This is a genomic window from Rhodococcus triatomae (genome assembly GCF_014217785.1).
In the GTDB taxonomy this organism is placed as follows: domain Bacteria; phylum Actinomycetota; class Actinomycetes; order Mycobacteriales; family Mycobacteriaceae; genus Rhodococcus_F; species Rhodococcus_F triatomae.
This window is the reverse complement of sequence record NZ_CP048814.1, coordinates 4075788-4092103: the sequence shown is the minus strand read 5'-3', so window position 1 is coordinate 4092103 and position 16316 is coordinate 4075788. Positions and strand designations below refer to the sequence as shown.

Genomic DNA, 16316 nt, shown 5'->3' with positions numbered 1-16316 from the left:
GATCGCAGCACGAGCCGCGGCTCTGCATCTTTCCGAATCAGCAGGCCGTCAGCGCAGCGTGGCGGGACGAACCACCATCACCGAACTCGCCCGCCTGCCCTTCTCCTGGAGCAGCGCGATCGTGTGGCCGTCCGGATCGATCGCGGCGTACACACCCTTCATCCCGATCGGTTCGAGCCACCGGCCCTGACTGATCGATTCCGCCTCGGCCGCATCGATCTGCCGGTGCGGGAACGCGGTGCGGGCGGCGGCATCGATGTCGAGACTCACCCGCGGTTGGTCCGCCAATTGTTCGAGAGTGCGGGCGTGGTCGAGCGTGAACGGACCCACCCGGGTACGGCGCAGCGCCGTGAGGTGTCCACCGACGCCGAGCGCCGCGCCGAGGTCCCGGGCGAGGGCACGCACGTAGGTCCCCGACGAGCACTCCACCTCGACGTCGAGGTCGACGAAGGCGTCCACGTCCCGTCGGTCGAGCACGTCGAACCGGGACACGGTGACGGGCCGCGCGGCCAGCGCGACCTCCTCGCCCGCCCGGATCAGCGCGTGCGCTCGCTGCCCGTCCACCTTGATCGCGCTGACACTCGCGGGGATCTGGTCGATGTCGCCGGTGAGCAGAGCGACCTGCTCGGCGATCTGCGGGTCCGTGACCGCGGCGGCATCCACGTCCGCGAGCACGTCACCTTCGGCGTCGTCCGTGGTCGTGGACCGTCCCAGACGGATGGTCGCCGCGTACGCCTTGGTGGTGAGCGAGAGCAGCCCGAGCATCTTCGTCGCCCGCTCGACACCCAGGACCAGGACTCCGGTCGCCATCGGGTCCAACGTGCCCGCGTGGCCGACCTTGCGGGTGTTCAACAACTTGCGGACCCTGGCCACCACGTCGTGGCTGGTCATCCCGGCATCCTTGTCGACGATCAGTAGACCGGCGCCGACCAGGCCGGAGGAAGGCTTCTCACGTGCGGACACGTGACCCGATTCTGCCAGGCACGCTCACTGCACCGTGATCGCGGTGACGATCAGTCCGTCCGCGACCATCCACCGGCCCTCGAACGAGGTCAACGGTGGGCCGGAGCGGTTGTCTCCGGGTACGAGCAGTTCCGAGTGGAAGGTGCCGGTCCCGTCGCCGTTCTCCGCGAACGTGATGTGCGCGTCCTCGAATCCGAGCCACCGCTGTGTGAGTGGGAACCACGCCTTGTAGGTCGCTTCCTTGGCGCAGAACAGCAGTCGGTCCCAGTGCACCGTCCCGGTCGTTCCCGCGAGCCAGGCGCGTTCGGCTTCGAGGCTGACCGCGTCCAGCACTCCCTCCGGTAGCGGGGCGTGTGGCTCGGCGTCGATCCCCAGCGAGCGCACCTGCATGGTGTAGCCGAGAACCGCGGCTCGATAGCCGTCGCAGTGCGTGAGGCTGCCGATCACGCCCCGTGGCCACTGGGGTTCGCCCTTCTCGCCACGCAGGATCGGAGCCGGGTCCACGCCGAGCTTTCCCATCGCGACACGCGCGCAGTGCCGGGCACTCGTGAACTCCCGACGACGCTTCTCGACCGCCTTGGCGATGAGCGGTTCCTCCCTCGGGTGCGGGGTGAGGCCCGGCGGATCCTCGAACAGCTCCGCCGACACGACGCCGCTGTCCAGAATGCGTTCGATCATCGGCGCTTCCGCCCCGGCACGGTGCCCTCCGCCCGCATCCGCTCCACCTCGGCCTCCTGTTCGGGCGTGACGGTGAAGTGCCCACCCCACTTGTTGAGAGACCCCGGCGGATACTCCGGGGGCGGCAGGATCTGTCGCAGGAGGCGGTCCGGAAGCCCTCGCCGGGACCACTCCCGCGGGTAGCCCAGCGAAACCTCCTCGAAGCGGACCCCGTCGTAGTAGGTGGTACGCGGGATGTGAAGGTGCCCGTAGACCGAGCACACCGCGTCGTAGCGGGTGTGCCAGTCCGCCGTCTGCTCGGTGCCGCACCACAGCGCGAACTCCGGATACCACAACACCTGGGTGGGTTCGCGGACCAGCGGGAAGTGGTTGATCAACACGGTGCGGGTACCCGGTTCGAGCGCGTCGAGCCGGCTGCGGGTGTAGTCGAGGCGCGCCTGGCACCAGGCGTCGCGCGTCGCATAGGGCTCACTCGACAGCAGGAACTCGTCCGTGGCGACGACGTTCTTCTCCCGTGCGATCGCGAGACCTTCCGCCTTCGTCCGGGCGCCCTCCGGCAGGAACGTGTAGTCGTACAGCAGGAACATCGGCACCAGGGTGACCGGCCCGTCGTCGCCTCGCCACACCGGATAGGGATCTTCCGGCGTCAGGACGCCCAGCTCACGGCACATCGCGACCAGGTACTCGTAGCGGGCGACACCGTGCATCTGGACCGGGTCCTTCGCCGTCGTCCACAGCTCGTGGTTGCCGGGGACCCAGATCACCTTCTCGAACCGCCCGGACATCAGTTCCAGGGCCCACCGGATGTCGTCGGTCTTCTCCGAGACGTCTCCGGCGAGGATCAGCCAGTCGTCCGGCGAATCGGGATGGATGTCCTCGGTGACCGGCCGATTTCCGCGATGTCCCACATGGATGTCGCTGACGGCCAACAATTTGGCGCTCACCCGCTCCATCCTGCCTCATCTCCGCGCCGCGCGATCACGGGCGACGTCATTGCTGCGGGTGGAGGTCTGCGCCGCTCACGGCCCAGCGGCCGGACACCGTGCGCCACGACACCGCGATCATCCGGAGCACGATGAAGACGGTCAGCCCCGTCCAGATTCCCGGGAGCCCCCAGTCGAAGGCGAGCGAGAGCCAGATGAACGGCAGGAACCCGACCAGGGCGCACGCCAGAGTGGCGTTGCGCAGGAACTTCACGTCGCCTGCACCCAGGAGCACGCCGTCCAACGCGAAGACGATTCCGGCGATCGGCATGATCGCCACGAAGAACCACCAGGCCCCTGCCATCTCGGCGAGTACGGCGGTGTCGCCGGTGAACAATCGGGGGATCACCCGGTACCCGGCCGCGAAGACTGCCGCGAGTACCAGCGCGAAGATCGTCGACCACACGGTGATCCGCCGCGACAGCCGACGGGCGCTGTCGGGCCGGCCGGCGCCGAGCGCCGCACCGACCAGTGTCTGCGCGGCGATGGCCAGGGAATCCAGGGTCAACGTCACCAGGTTCCAGAGTTGGAGCACCACCTGATGCGCTGCCACCGAGGCGGCGCCGAAGCGCGATGCCACCGCCGCCGCGGACAGGAAACACGCCTGGAACGCGAGCGAGCGGAGCACGAGATCGCGACCCATCAGTGCCTGAACGCGCATCACCGCACCGCGGGGCCGCAGATCCACCTTCTCCCGCACGAGAGCGCCGAGGAACAGCACCGCGGACAGCGACTGCCCCACCACGTTCGCGACGGCGGACCCTTCGAGCTCCCATCGGGGTGCGCCGAACAGCCCGTGCACGAGCACTGGACACAGCACGGCGGACAACGCCAGCCCCGCCACCACGAACTTCAGGGGCCGGACCGTGTTCTGGACGCCGCGCATCCAGCCGTTGCCTGCCATCCCGACGAGGATCAGCGGCGCACCGAAGATCGCGATGCGCAACCAACTCTCCGCGGCGGCCGCGATGTCCGCTCCCCCGGCGACGAGTCCGACGATCGGTCCGGCGAGCAGCTGGACGGCCACCACCAGCGCCGTACCGACGATCAGGGCGAGCCAGGTCGCCTGCACACCCTCCCCCACCGCGCCGCGCCGATCTCCCGCACCGTGCCGGCGGGCGGCGCGGGCGGTGGTCCCGTAGGACAGGAAGGTCAGCTGCGTACTGACCAGCGCGAGGATCAGTCCCCCCACCGCGAGCCCCGCCAGAGGCAGGGCACCGAGCCGTCCGACGACGGCGATGTCGAACAGCAGGTACAGCGGTTCCGCGGCGAGCACGCCCAGCGCAGGTACGGCGAGGCCGAATACGCGGCGCGCCGGGACGTCGTCGACGGGGTCCGACTGCCCGGACGGGAGGCCCTCAGCCAAGCGCGTCGACGAGATCGGCGACGACCGTCTCGGCGCTCGTCTCCGCGGTGTAGCCGGCGGCCGCGTGGTGCCCGCCGCCGCCGAGTCGAGCGGCCACCGCGGACACGTCGATGTCCGACTTGGAGCGCAGCGACACCGACCAGGTCCCGTTCACCGACTCCTTGAGTACCGCCGCGATCTCCGCCTCGGACGTGGTCCGGACGATGTCGACGACGCTCTCGATCTCCTCCGAACGCAGGTCCCCGACGTCACGACGCCGGATGACCGCATAGACGAGTCCGCGCCCACCGGCCGCGCCGGGCACGAGCGTCGCCGATCCCAGCACCGCCGACAACATGGGGAGCCAGCCGAAGGGATGTGTGTCGAGCAGTCGGCGAGCGATCGCCGCCCCGTCGATCCCGGTGTCCAGCAGTCGCTCGGCCAGCAGGTGTGTGCCGGGGCGCACCCACCGGAACGATCCGGTGTCGGTGACCAGACCCGCATAGAGGCAGTGCGCGAGGTCCCGGTCGATCTCGACTCCCCAATGGTCGAACAGCCGGGCGAGGACCGCCGTCGTCGACTCGGCCGACTCGTCGACCAGGTTCCAGCGCCCGAACCGGGTGTTGGAGCGGTGATGGTCGATGACCACCGTCGTCCCCGCTCCCGCGAGCCGGTCGGCGAGGGCGCCCAGCCGGCCCGCGCTACCGCAGTCCACCGTCACGACGACGTCGACACCGTCCCGCACCTGCGCCGGAGGGGCCAGCAGGTGGGTGCCGGGCAGGGTGCGCATCGACTCCGGCAGGGCGGCGGGCTCGGCGAACGACACCTGGACGGGCACTCCGCGACGTTCGAGAACCAGACCGAGCGCGAGGCCGCTGCCGATGGTGTCGGCGTCGGGATGCACGTGACACAACACGGTGACGGTCGCCGCGGCGTCGAGCACCGCCAGCACATCGCTCGGCGTCGCCGCACCGCCCGCAGCGGCGTCTCCCCGGGTCTCGACCATGTCCGCGATCTCGGTCATGCCGGCCGCGTCAGCGTCCGTCGCCGAGGGCGTCGGAAGCGTCGTCACCCTCGTCGTCCTGATCGTCGCGCGGCGCCTTGTAGGGGTCGGCGTCACCGGCGTGTGCGGCGCCGGCGGCCGCCCGAGCCACGGCGTCGTCGGCAGCGCGGGTGCGGGCCAGCAACTCCTCCATGTGCCGGGCGGTGTCGGGCACCGTGTCCGCCACGAACGTCAGTGTCGGGGTGAACCGGACGCCCGTCCCGGCACCCACCTTCGAGCGCAGGACGCCCTTCGCCTTCTCCAGACCTGCTGCCGCCGACTCGAGATCTGGCGGAGTATCCAGATCCGCACCCATCACCGTGTAGTACACGGTGGCGTCGTGCAGATCGTTGGTCACCTTGGTATCCGTCACGGTGACATACGCGAGCCGCGGATCCTTGATCTCGTGGTCGATCGCGGTCGCGACGATGGTGCCGATGCGCTTGGCGAGCTTACGTGCCCGGGCGGGATCCACCATGACCGTCAGTCTCCTCTCCCTGCCCGTCCTGAAAACGTGCATATCGATGTGCTTCATTGTGCCGAACACCGCCCGCGAAGGGGCAGTGCGGCCCGGGCCGGTGGGCCCGGTCAGTCCTCCGGCCCGAACACCCGCCGGCGAACCGCCAGCAGTTGCAGCTCGGGCCGCTCGGCCACGTGCCTCTCGCAGTGATCGAGGACCTCGTGCAGATGATCGACGCCCGAGGAGGCCAGGACGACTCCGAGCATGGATCTGCGGTACCGGTCCTGCTCCCCTGTCTCGGCCGCGGACACACCGAAACGCCGAAGTTCGGCGAGCACCGGTTTGACCATCGCCCGCTTCTCCTTCAGAGACCGCACGTCACCGAGCAGAATATCCAGCTCGAGCGCACCCACGTACACCATGCCCTCCTTCGGCAGTCACGAACCGGCCCTCGCCGGAACCCTCTCCATCCGAACGTGCCCTCCCTCCGTCGATGTGCTCGACGGAGGAAGGGCACGTTACTGCAGCATCGGGCCGAAGGCCCGCGGCGACACGATCTAGTCGCGTGGCTTCTCGCGAAGCTCGTACGCCTCGATGACGTCACCGACCTTGATATCGGAGTAGGTGACCGTCAGACCGCACTCGTAGCCTTCGCGAACCTCGACCACGTCCTCCTTCTCGCGTCGGAGCGAGGAGATGGTGACGGTTTCCGCGACGACCGCGTTGTCCCGCACCAGGCGAGCCTTGGCGTTGCGACGGATCGTACCCGAGGTGACCAGGCAGCCCGCGATGTTGCCGACCTTGGACGAGCGGAACATCGCACGGATCTCCGCCTTGCCGAGCTCGACCTCTTCGTAGATGGGCTTGAGCATGCCCTTGAGGGCCTTCTCCACCTCGTCGATGGCCTGGTAGATGACCGAGTAGTACCGGATGTCGACACCCTCGCGGTTGGCCAGCTCGGTGGCCTTGCCCTCCGCGCGGACGTTGAACCCGATGATGATCGCGTTCGAGGCTGCCGCCAGGTTCACGTTCGTCTCGGTGACACCACCGACACCGCGGTCGATGACGCGCAACTGCACCTCGTCGTCGATCTGGATGCCGAGCAGCGCCTCTTCGAGGGCCTCCACCGTTCCGGAGTTGTCGCCCTTGAGGATGAGGTTGAGCTGGCTCGTCTCCTTGAGCGCCGAATCCAGATCCTCGAGGCTGATCCGCTTGCGGCTCTTCGCGGCCAGTGCGTTGCGCTTACGCGCATTGCGGCGGTCCGCGATCTGCCGGGCGATCCGGTCCTCGTCGACCACGAGCAGGTTGTCACCGGCACCGGGCACCGACGTGAAGCCGACGACCTGGACCGGACGCGACGGCAACGCCTCGAGGACGTCGTCGCCGTGCTCGTCCACCATCCGACGGACACGCCCGTAGGCGTCGCCGGCGACGATGGAATCGCCGACCCGCAGCGTTCCACGCTGGATGAGCACGGTGGCCACCGGTCCGCGGCCGCGGTCGAGGTGCGCCTCGATGGCGACACCCTGCGCGTCCATGTCCGGGTTGGCCCGCAGGTCGAGAGACGCGTCCGCGGTGAGCAGCACGGCCTCGAGCAGCTGCTCGATGTGCAGACCCTGCTTGGCGGAGATGTCGACGAACATGGTCTCGCCGCCGTACTCCTCGGCCACCAGTCCGTACTCGGTGAGCTGGCCCCGGATCTTCGCCGGGTCCGCACCCTCCTTGTCGATCTTGTTGACCGCGACCACGATCGGCACTTCCGCCGCCTGGGCGTGGTTGATCGCCTCGACCGTCTGCGGCATCACGCCGTCGTCCGCCGCGACCACGAGGATCGCGATGTCCGTCGACTTGGCGCCACGGGCACGCATGGCGGTGAACGCCTCGTGACCCGGGGTGTCGATGAAGGTGATCAGCCGGTCTTCGCCGTTGAGGTGCGTGTTCACCTGGTAGGCACCGATGTGCTGGGTGATACCGCCGGCCTCGCCCTCGCGGACGTTGGCCTTGCGGATCGTGTCCAGCAGGCGGGTCTTGCCGTGGTCGACGTGACCCATGACGGTGACCACCGGAGGACGCTGTTCGAGGTCTTCCTCGGTGCCCTCGTCCTCGCCGTAGGTGAGATCGAAGCTGTCGAGCAGCTCGCGGTCCTCGTCCTCCGGGCTGACGACCTGGACGACGTAGTTCATCTCGCTGCCGAGCAGCTCGAGGGTTTCGTCGTTGACGGACTGCGTGGCCGTCACCATCTCGCCGAGGTTGAACAGAGCCTGGACCAGCGACGCCGGGTTGGCGTCGATCTTCTCGGCGAAGTCCGACAGCGACGCGCCACGGGCGAGACGAATGGTCTCACCGTTGCCACGGGGCAACCGCACGCCGCCGACGGCGGGCGCCTGCATCGAATCGTATTCCTGGCGCTTCTGCCGCTTGGACTTGCGACCGCGACGCGGAGCGCCACCGGGACGACCGAACGCACCCGCCGCGGCACCGCGCTGACCGGGACGACCGCCGCCACCGGGACGGCCACGGAAGCCACCGCCTGCGGGAGCTCCACCGGGAGCGCCGCCGGGTGCACCGCCACCGCGGTAGCCACCGCCACCGCCGCCGCCGGGACGACCGCCCGGAGCACCGGGACGACCGGGACGACCGCCGCCGGGGGCCGGACGAGCCGACCGCTGCGGCATGGCACCGGGGCTCGGACGGGGAGGCATCGAGCCGGGGCTGGGCCGGGGACCGCCCTGACCGGGAGCCGGACGCGGACCACCCTGACCCGGGGCCGGACGGGGACCGCCCTGACCGGGAGCCGGACGCGAACCACCCTGACCCGGAGCGGGACGGGGACCGCCCTGACCGGGAGCCGGACGTGCCGCGGGGCCGGGCCTCGGGCCCGGACGCGGAGCCGGACGTTCCACCGGAGCGGCCGTCGAGTACGGGTTGTTGCCGACTCGCGGCGGCTTCGGACCCGGGCGCGGACCACCGGGCTTGGCGGAGGTGGACGGTGCCGCCTTCGCCGCCGGAGCGGACGGGGCCGCCGGCGTGGCCGGGCCGGCCTGTGCCGCGGGGGCCGCAGGCGCAGCCGGAGCGGCGGGTGCCGGGGGTTCGACCGGCGCCGGTGCCGGCGGGGCCGCGGGGGCGGCCTCGGCGGCGGGCGCTGCCGGACGAGGTCCCGGACGCGGGGCGCCCGGCTTCGGCGCGGCACCACCGGCACTGCGGGCGGGAGCGCCCGGCTTGGCCGCGGGACGCGCGGATTCCGTCGACTTCTCTGCCGCCGGCTTGTCTGTCGAGAACGACTCTCGCAGCCGTCGGGCGACCGGCGCCTCGACGGTGGAGGACGCCGACTTCACGAACTCGCCTTGCTCCTTGAGCGTTGCGAGTAGTTCCTTACTTGTGACACCGAGTTCCTTGGCCAACTCGTGCACGCGGGCTTTGCCTGCCACTGCTCTCCTCACTGCTGAGGTCGGGCAGGAGGCATCCCCGATACAGGGGCCCGCACGACCTCGGGTTATCTCCGATGGGCGCTCATCGCTGGTGCTTCACGGTGTGCTCATGACTGTGTGTGCCTTTTCTCTTCGAGAGGTTCCGTCGAGGACTCGACGTCGCGGGCAGGGGCCGAACGCTCCGCTTCCGCGGCGACCCGGAGGCCGACTGCGGAGATGTCCAGTGGTCCGGACACTCGAAGTGCTCTGCCGAATGCTCGGCGACGTTCTGCGAGGCTCAGGCATTCCGGGTCGGGGTGAATCCATGCACCTCGACCGGGCAGCCTACGCCGCAGATCGGGAGTGACGAGCGACCCTTCCGGGCCACTGCCAGCTACCACGACCCTCAACAGATCGGTGGCCAACTCTCGCTTCCGACAGCCGACACACGTCCGCACCGGAACACCGGTACGAGCGCGCGCGTCAGCGGGTAGCTCATGCTGAACCATGGACCACTGTACCGCTGACTCGCCCCGAACCCCGCATTCGCCTGTCATCTTCCCGTCGCGGCGTTTCCACCTGCGGTTTCGGGAGTGCTCGCCGCGTCGCTGCGGATGTCGATCCGCCAGCCCGTCAACCGGGCCGCGAGACGCGCGTTCTGCCCCTCCTTGCCGATGGCCAGCGACAGCTGGAAGTCCGGCACCACGACACGGGCCGCCCGCGCGTCCGGGTCGACCACGGTCACCGACACCACCTTGGACGGCGACAACGCGTTTCCGACGAACCTGGCCGGATCGTCGTCGTAGTCGATGATGTCGATCTTCTCGCCCGCCAGTTCGCTCATCACGTTCCGCACCCGCTGCCCCATCGGGCCGATGCACGCTCCCTTGGCATTGAGGCCCGACACCCTCGACTGCACCGCGATCTTCGACCGATGCCCCGCCTCCCTGGCGACCGCGACGATCTCGACGGACCCGTCGGCGATTTCGGGCACCTCCAGCGCGAACAGCTTCCGCACGAGGTTCGGGTGGGTACGCGAGAGGGTGATCTGCGGACCTCGCGCGCCGCGGGAGACACCCACGACGTAGCACTTGAGGCGCTCGCCGTGCTCGTAGTTCTCCCCGGGAACCTGTTCGGCGGGCGGAATCAGGCCCTCCGCACCGTTCGCATCGCTGCCGATTCGCACCACCACCATGCCGCGCGAGTTCGCGCGGGTGTCGCGCTGGATCACGCCGCCGACGATCTCGCCCTCGTGGGCGACGTACTCTCCGAAGCTGCGCTCGTGCTCGGCATCGCGCAGGCGCTGCAGGATGACCTGCCGGGCGGTGGTGGCGGCGATCCGACCGAAGCCCTCGGGAGTGTCGTCCCACTCCTCTCCGACGAGGTTGCCGTCCGCGTCGACCTCGTGCGCCATCACCCGCACGACGCCCGACTTGGTGTTCACGTCGATCCGAGCGTGGGGCTGATGCCCCTCGGTGTGCCGGTAGGCCGTGAGCAGAGCCGTCTGGATGGCGGTGATCACGGTCTCCGCCGAGATGCCCTTGTCCGCTTCGATGGCGCGCAACGCCGCGATATCGATATTCACTTGTCCTGCCCTTTCGTTTCCTCGCCGGGACCGTCTTCTCGATCCTCGGCGTCGTCTTCCGGCGTATCCCCGTCCGGCGCATCCACCGCCACATCCGGATCCAGGGGCGACACGCGCCCCTCGGGAATTCCGCCGGCCAACTCCAACTCGCGAGCGCTCGGCTTCGAGAACTCGACCTGGACGACGGCGTTCTCCACCTCGTCCAGCCGCACCGTACGCACGGTGGGCGAGGCACTGCCGCCCACCACCACGGCCACCTCGGGACCGTCCACGGGGCCGATTCGGCCCGTCACCGTCTCCCCGGCGAGGTCGATCCGGGCGAGGCGTCCCCGAGCCCGGCGCCAGTGCCGCTCGTGGGTGAGTGGTCGGTCGATACCGGGCGAGGTGACCTCGAGTGTGTACGGGGTCTCCCCGAAGTCCGGAGTGGCGTCGAAGAGTTCCCCGATGTCGCGGCTGAGCGCGGCGGCGGCGTCGAGCCCGAGCCCCCGATCCCCGTCCACCATGATGCGCACCGCGCTGTGCCGACCGGCCTGTGTGACGGCGACGTCCTCGAGGTCGTAGCCCTGACGACTCACCAGATCGGCGACGAGTTCGCCGATCCTCTCCTTCGACGGAATCGACATCGGGTGGCTCCTCGTTCAGTTGTCGTCGGGGGTTCGTCACGGCGGCGGACGCACACCGGCACGGCCCGGCCGGCGATGCACTCGCGCCCACAAGGGTAACGCGGGATCGCCGCCCTCATGACCAACTACGGCGGACGCGGACGTATTCGGGGCCGCCCGTCACCACGCGTGTCGTCGACCACCACTCGAGTGGTCGACACGGCGCCCCACGCCGATTCCCGGTCTCGCCGGTGCACCTGGCACGATGTACCGGTGCCCATGCCCGGTCCCACCGCCGCCACGTCGCCGTGTCCCCCACACCGCATCTCACGCCGGAGTGTCCTGCGCCTGACCGCAGTCGTCGCACTCGCAGGCGCGGCCACCTCCGCGCTCGCGGGATGCTCCTCCGGCGAGGAACTTCCCGACGTCGATCTCCTGGTGGCACAGGCGGAGTTCGCCCGCAGGGACGCGGCCGCGGCGACCGCGGCGATCGCGGTCGCCCCGGAAGCCGCGGCCGCGCTGACCACCGTGGCCACCCAGCGCACCGAACATGCGGCCGCACTGGACGACGAGATAGACCGTGCTGCGGGCGGTTCCGGCGAGGAGCCGATTCCCGGCACCGACGGGGACACCGGGACTCCTCCATCGGAAGCGGAGCCCGCCACCGTCGACGAGGTGCGCGCATTGCTCGAGCAATCACACCGTGCCGCTTCGGATCTCGCCGTCGAACTGTCCGGCCACCGTGCCGGCCTGCTGGCGTCGATCGCCGCTAGCTGCCACATCCAACGGGTGGTGTTGCTGCCGTGACCGTTTCCCCCGATTCCGAAACGGGCGCCTTCGCCGAGGCACTCTCCGTCGAACACGCGGCGGTGTTCGCCTACGGCGTCGTGGGCGCGTTCGCCAACCCGGCGCGAGCCGGCCAGATCGCCGTCGACGTGGCAGCCCATCGAGCCCGGCGCGACACCGTGATCGATCTGCTGCACCAGGCGGGCGCCGAGGCACCGGTGGCCGCTGCCGGGTACGCGCTCCCGTTCCCCGTCACCGATCCGTTCGGGGCTGCGCAACTGGCGGCACAGGTCGAATCCGACACGGCGGTGGCCTGGCGGGCCGTCGTGGAGCACTCCGACTCCGCAGACAGCAGGCGCACGGCACTCGAGGCCCTCACCGACGCGGCCACCCGGGAAGCCTTGTGGCGCAGTGCACTCGGCACTGATCCGACGACGGCCGCCTTCCCCGGACAGCCCTGACGGCTACTCGGTGATCAACGCGTAGGCGAACCCGTCCCAGCCCTTGGCACCGACCGTCTGGATCGCCGACGCGTCGAGACGCGGGTGTTCGGCGAACAACTGCAACACCTCCCGACTGGCCCGCACCGCGGCGTCGTCCAGTTCGGCATTGGTGACGCCACCACCGCGCACCACGTTGTCCACGACGATCACCGTGCCGGGCCGCCCCAGTCGCACCGCCTCGCGCACATAGTGGGTGTTGTTCTCCTTGTCCGCGTCGACGAAGACGAAGTCGAACGGACTCTCACCGGGTGTCGGCAGGACCGCCAGGCTGTCGAGGGCGGCACCGACCACGATCTCGACCCGATCGCTCACCCCGGCGCGGGCGAGATTCGCCCGCGCCGTCTCGGCGTGATGATGGTCGGCCTCGAGCGTCACCACGTTCCCGCGGTCTCCCACTGCGCGGGCCAGCCAGATCGTGCTGTATCCCCCGAGCGTGCCGATCTCGAGGACGTTCACCGCACGCGCCGTCCGGGCGAGCAGGTACAGCAACTTGCCCTGTACCGCGGACACGTCGATCGGCGGCAGGTCCGCGGCGGCGTTCGCCTCGAGCGCCTCGCTCAGTACCGAGTCCGTACCGATCAGCGTCTCGGCGAGGTAGGCGTCCACCTCGGCCCATCGAGTCTCGTCGTGTCCCATGACCCGATTGTGCCCGCCGACCGCCGCGTGCGCCGGGTCTATCCGCGAACGGCGCTCACGACGTCGGCGACGGCCGTCCCGGCGGGCACCTCGCGGCTCTCCCCGGTGAACCGGTCCCGGATCTCGACCTTTCCGTCCGCCCAGCCGCGGCCCACCACGACGACGACCGGGATGCCGAGCAGCTCGGAATCCTTGAACTTCACGCCCGGCGATGCCTTGCGGTCGTCGAGCACGATGTCCAGACCCGCCGCGTCCAGCTCCACCGCCAGGCTCTCGGCACCCTCCCGAGCGGCCTCGTCCTTGTTCGCGATCACCAGGTGTACGTCCGCGGGCGCCACCTCGGCCGGCCACCGCAAACCCTTGTCGTCGTGATGCTGTTCGGCGATCACCGCGACCAGGCGGGACACGCCGACCCCGTAGGAACCCATGGTCGGGCGAACCGGCTTGCCGTTCTCACCGAGCACGTCCACCTCGAAGGCGTCGGTGTACTTGCGGCCGAGTTGGAAGACGTGCCCGATCTCGATACCCCGCGCGGACGTCAGGGTGCCGGCCCCGTCGGGTGACGGGTCGCCGTCCCGGACCTCGGCGGCCTCGATGGTGCCGTCGGGGACGAAATCCCGGCCGGCAACCAGTCCGACGACATGCCTGCCCGGCGCATCCGCCCCGGTGATCCAGCTCGTACCGTCGACCACTCGGGGATCGACGAGATAGCGGACCCCGTTCTCCTGCAGAGCCTTCGGGCCGATGTATCCCTTGACCAGGAAGGGGTTCGCCGCGAAGTCGGCGTCCGTGAGCAGCTCGTACTCGGCGGGCTCGAGCGAGGCACCGAGTCGCTTGGGGTCCACCTCGCGGTCCCCGGGCACACCGACGGCGAGCAGTTCCCAGTCTCCGCCGGGGACACGCACCTTGACGAGCACGTTCTTCAGGGTGTCCGCGGCGGTCACGGCGCGGCCCAGATCCGCGCCGTTCGCCCAGTCCACCAGCGTCGCGATGGTCGGCGTGTCGGGGGTGTCGTGCACCTCGGCCTCCGGCAGCCCGTCGAACGCGATCGGCGCGGGCGCGACGGTCCGCACGGCCTCGACATTGGCCGCATAGCCGGATTCGATGCTGCGGACGTAGGTGTCCTCACCGATCTCGCTCTCGGCGAGGAACTCCTCGGAGGCGCTCCCGCCCATCGCACCGGACGTGGCCGAGACGATGACGTACCGGACACCCAGGCGGGTGAAGATCCGCTCGTAGGCGTCCCGGTGGGCGCGGTAGGACTCCGCCAGCCCCTCGTCGGTGAGATCGAAGGAGTACGAGTCCTTCATCACGAACTCGCGGCCGCGCAGGATTCCCGCGCGGGGGCGCTCCTCGTCGCGGTACTTGGTCTGGATCTGGTAGAGCGTGACCGGGAAGTCCTTGTAGGAGGTGAATTCACCCTTGACGGTGAGCGCGAACAGTTCCTCGTGGGTGGGCCCGAGCAGGTAGTCCGCACCCTTGCGGTCCTGCAGCCGGAAGAGACCGTCGCCGTACTCCGTCCACCGGTTCGTGGTCTCGTACGGATCGCGCGGCAACAGCGCCGGCAGCGCGATCTCCTGAGCGCCGATCGCGTTCATCTCCTCGCGCACCACGCGCTCCACCTGCCGGAGCACCCGCAGCCCCAGCGGGAGCCAGGAGTAGACACCCGGGGCGATCCGGCGGACGTAACCGGCGCGGACCAGCAGCTTGTGGCTGGGCACCTCGGCGTCGGCGGGATCGTCACGCAGCGTGCGCAGGAACAGGTGGGACAGACGGGTAATCACGGCTACCGAGGATAGCTGCAGGAAGGGCGTTCACCTGCGGCGGTAGGGTCGATGATCGTGCTGGTGCTGCTGCCTCCCTCCGAAACCAAGTCCGACGGCGGAACCGACGCCCCACTCGACCTCGGTGAGCTGTCGATGCCGCAACTGACCGAGACCCGCGAACTGCTGGTACAGACGCTGGTCGATCTCGCGGCCGACCCCGAGGAGTCCTACCGGGCGCTCGGGCTCGGCCCCACCCAGGCCGACGAGATCGCCCGCAACGCGAAGCTGTGGGTCTCCCCCACCCGCCCCGCGCTCGAGCGGTACACCGGGGTGCTCTTCGACGCCCTCGACGCGCGCGCGTTCACGAAGGCGCAGCGCTCGAAGGCGCTGGCCCGGCTGGGCATGGGTTCCGCCCTGTTCGGGGCGGTACGAGCCGGTGACCTGATCCCGGCCTACCGGCTGTCCGGAGGTTCCAAGCTCCCCGGGCTCGGCACGCTGCGCTCGGTCTGGAAGCGGGAGCTCACCCCGGCACTGACGGCGGACGCCGCCGACGGCCTCGTGGTCGACCTCCGCTCCGGCGTCTATCAGGATCTGGGGCCGGTCCCCGGGGCGGTCACCGCCACCGTGCTCACCGAACGGCCGGACGGAACCCGCACGGTCGTCAGTCACTTCAACAAGCACCACAAGGGGTTACTCGCCCGCGCTCTGACGATCTCGCGGGCCGAACCCACGGATGTGCGTGGCGTGGCCCGTGTCGCCGCGAAGGCCGGGCTGCGGGTGGAGGTTCCCTCGGCAGAGGAACTGGTGATCCTCACCGACTGACACCTCGACCACGGAGTCGGTGACATACCTCACATTCTGCTACGATCGCGCAGGTAGGGGCCCTACCGGAGGAGTGCGCGATGAACACGAGCGCGAGAAACGACAGCGTCGCCGACGCACCACGGACCGGTGCCGGCCGAACCCCCGCCGAATCGGCTCACCTCGCACCGGCGACTCCCGGCCTGGCGACCACCGACGAGGCGATCAGACACCAGACCGGGCGCGGCTGGGATCAGTGGTTCGCCGCACTCGACCGGTGGGGAGCCCGGGATCACACCCACCGCGAGATCGCCCGCTGGGTGGCACATCAGACCGATCTCGACCCGCTGGCGTGGGGTGCCCAGGCCGTTGCCGGCAGCTACGAACGGGTCCGCGGCCTCCGCGCCCCCGGGCAGCACGCCGAGACATTCACCGCGACGGCGTCACGGACCATCGAGGCCCCGGTCGCGACGTTGTACGCCGCCGTCGCGGATCCGGCGCAGCGGGCCCGCTGGATGCCGGTGGACGAACTACGCGAACGCCGGGCCGAGCCGTGGAAGACGATCGACTTCGACTGGGGAGACGGCACCACCCGCGTACACGCCGTGTTCGACGCGTGCGGCGCGTCGGCGAGCCGGGTGTCGCTCCGACACGACCTGCTCGCCGACGGCGACGCGTGCGAGGAATCCCGCCTCTTCTGGCGTGAGGGCCTGATCCGGTTGCGGGAGCTCCTCGAACACGGGTAGATCGGTCCGGTAG

General features: G+C 69.9%; 17 protein-coding genes. 4 read left to right on the top strand and 13 right to left on the bottom strand.

Features of this window, described 5'->3' with window-relative positions; genetic code table 11:
* Positions 1-48: 48 nt before the first annotated feature.
* The 11 genes from truB to rimP all read right to left on the bottom strand — a co-directional run bounded on the left by truB (position 49) and on the right by rimP (position 11086).
* Positions 49-963 carry a tRNA pseudouridine(55) synthase TruB gene (gene truB / locus G4H71_RS19460; RefSeq protein ID WP_072740381.1) on the bottom strand — a complete coding sequence of 305 codons (915 nt, stop codon included), beginning with the start codon at positions 961-963 and terminating at the stop codon, positions 49-51.
* A 24-nt stretch (positions 964-987) separates the two neighbouring features.
* Complete coding sequence (gene npt, locus G4H71_RS19455; RefSeq protein WP_072740380.1) at positions 988-1641, bottom strand: 4'-phosphopantetheinyl transferase Npt; 654 nt, start codon at positions 1639-1641, stop codon at positions 988-990.
* Positions 1638-2585 carry a metallophosphoesterase family protein gene (locus tag G4H71_RS19450; protein ID WP_072740385.1) on the bottom strand — a complete coding sequence of 316 codons (948 nt, stop codon included), beginning with the start codon at positions 2583-2585 and terminating at the stop codon, positions 1638-1640. The genes npt and G4H71_RS19450 overlap by 4 nt, the downstream gene beginning before the upstream one ends.
* Positions 2586-2631: 46 nt before the next feature.
* Positions 2632-3990, bottom strand: coding sequence for an MATE family efflux transporter (locus G4H71_RS19445; RefSeq protein WP_072740379.1), 1359 nt, complete (start codon positions 3988-3990; stop codon positions 2632-2634).
* The gene (locus G4H71_RS19440) at positions 3983-4975 is read right to left on the bottom strand and encodes a DHH family phosphoesterase (RefSeq protein ID WP_072740384.1); all 993 of its coding nucleotides are present in this window, start codon (positions 4973-4975) and stop codon (positions 3983-3985) included. Before G4H71_RS19440 ends, G4H71_RS19445 begins: the two co-directional genes overlap by 8 nt.
* Positions 4976-5003: 28 nt before the next feature.
* The gene (rbfA, locus tag G4H71_RS19435) at positions 5004-5489 is read right to left on the bottom strand and encodes a 30S ribosome-binding factor RbfA (RefSeq protein ID WP_072740378.1); all 486 of its coding nucleotides are present in this window, start codon (positions 5487-5489) and stop codon (positions 5004-5006) included.
* Positions 5490-5599: 110 nt separating this feature from the next.
* Positions 5600-5890: a DUF503 domain-containing protein gene (locus tag G4H71_RS19430; protein WP_072740383.1), complete on the bottom strand. Its 291-nt coding sequence runs from the start codon at positions 5888-5890 to the stop codon at positions 5600-5602.
* 138 nt (positions 5891-6028) lie between these two features.
* Complete coding sequence (infB, locus tag G4H71_RS19425; protein ID WP_074700690.1) at positions 6029-8899, bottom strand: translation initiation factor IF-2; 2871 nt, start codon at positions 8897-8899, stop codon at positions 6029-6031.
* A gap of 107 nt (positions 8900-9006) precedes the next feature.
* Positions 9007-9387, bottom strand: coding sequence for a YlxR family protein (locus G4H71_RS19420; protein ID WP_072739535.1), 381 nt, complete (start codon positions 9385-9387; stop codon positions 9007-9009).
* Positions 9388-9431: 44 nt separating this feature from the next.
* Positions 9432-10463 carry a transcription termination factor NusA gene (gene nusA / locus G4H71_RS19415; RefSeq protein WP_072739537.1) on the bottom strand — a complete coding sequence of 344 codons (1032 nt, stop codon included), beginning with the start codon at positions 10461-10463 and terminating at the stop codon, positions 9432-9434.
* Positions 10460-11086 (bottom strand): ribosome maturation factor RimP, encoded by a 627-nt coding sequence (rimP, locus tag G4H71_RS19410; protein WP_072739539.1) that lies wholly within the window; start codon positions 11084-11086, stop codon positions 10460-10462. The genes nusA and rimP overlap by 4 nt, the downstream gene beginning before the upstream one ends.
* A gap of 258 nt (positions 11087-11344) precedes the next feature.
* On the opposite strand from rimP, the gene G4H71_RS19405 reads away from it, so the two are divergent.
* On the top strand, positions 11345-11872 hold the full coding sequence (locus G4H71_RS19405; protein ID WP_072739540.1) for a hypothetical protein: 528 nt from the start codon (positions 11345-11347) through the stop codon (positions 11870-11872).
* Positions 11869-12312 (top strand): ferritin-like domain-containing protein, encoded by a 444-nt coding sequence (locus tag G4H71_RS19400; protein ID WP_072739542.1) that lies wholly within the window; start codon positions 11869-11871, stop codon positions 12310-12312. Before G4H71_RS19405 ends, G4H71_RS19400 begins: the two co-directional genes overlap by 4 nt.
* Before the next feature lie 3 nt (positions 12313-12315).
* Here G4H71_RS19400 and G4H71_RS19395 read toward each other — a convergent pair whose 3' ends face one another.
* Entirely contained in the window at positions 12316-12990 is a 675-nt protein-coding gene (locus G4H71_RS19395) for an O-methyltransferase (RefSeq protein ID WP_072739544.1), read from the bottom strand.
* Positions 12991-13028: 38 nt separating this feature from the next.
* Positions 13029-14774: a proline--tRNA ligase gene (locus G4H71_RS19390; RefSeq protein ID WP_072739545.1), complete on the bottom strand. Its 1746-nt coding sequence runs from the start codon at positions 14772-14774 to the stop codon at positions 13029-13031.
* 57 nt (positions 14775-14831) lie between these two features.
* Between G4H71_RS19390 and yaaA the strand changes: the two genes are divergently transcribed.
* Positions 14832-15578, top strand: a complete 747-nt coding sequence (gene yaaA / locus G4H71_RS19385; RefSeq protein ID WP_072739664.1) for a peroxide stress protein YaaA — start codon at positions 14832-14834, stop codon at positions 15576-15578.
* 80 nt (positions 15579-15658) lie between these two features.
* Entirely contained in the window at positions 15659-16303 is a 645-nt protein-coding gene (locus tag G4H71_RS19380; RefSeq protein ID WP_072739547.1) for an SRPBCC family protein, read from the top strand.
* Positions 16304-16316: the final 13 nt, after the last annotated feature.

Coding starts and splice junctions, on each gene's coding strand:
- npt (WP_072740380.1), bottom strand. CDS start 1,641: ATGATCGAACGCATTCTGGACAGCGGCGTCGTGTCGGCGGAGCTGTTC.
- rbfA (WP_072740378.1), bottom strand. CDS start 5,489: ATGGTGGATCCCGCCCGGGCACGTAAGCTCGCCAAGCGCATCGGCACC.
- G4H71_RS19440 (WP_072740384.1), bottom strand. CDS start 4,975: ATGGTCGAGACCCGGGGAGACGCCGCTGCGGGCGGTGCGGCGACGCCG.
- rimP (WP_072739539.1), bottom strand. CDS start 11,086: ATGTCGATTCCGTCGAAGGAGAGGATCGGCGAACTCGTCGCCGATCTG.
- G4H71_RS19395 (WP_072739544.1), bottom strand. CDS start 12,990: ATGGGACACGACGAGACTCGATGGGCCGAGGTGGACGCCTACCTCGCC.
- G4H71_RS19420 (WP_072739535.1), bottom strand. CDS start 9,387: ATGGTTCAGCATGAGCTACCCGCTGACGCGCGCGCTCGTACCGGTGTT.
- G4H71_RS19405 (WP_072739540.1), top strand. CDS start 11,345: ATGCCCGGTCCCACCGCCGCCACGTCGCCGTGTCCCCCACACCGCATC.
- G4H71_RS19380 (WP_072739547.1), top strand. CDS start 15,659: ATGAACACGAGCGCGAGAAACGACAGCGTCGCCGACGCACCACGGACC.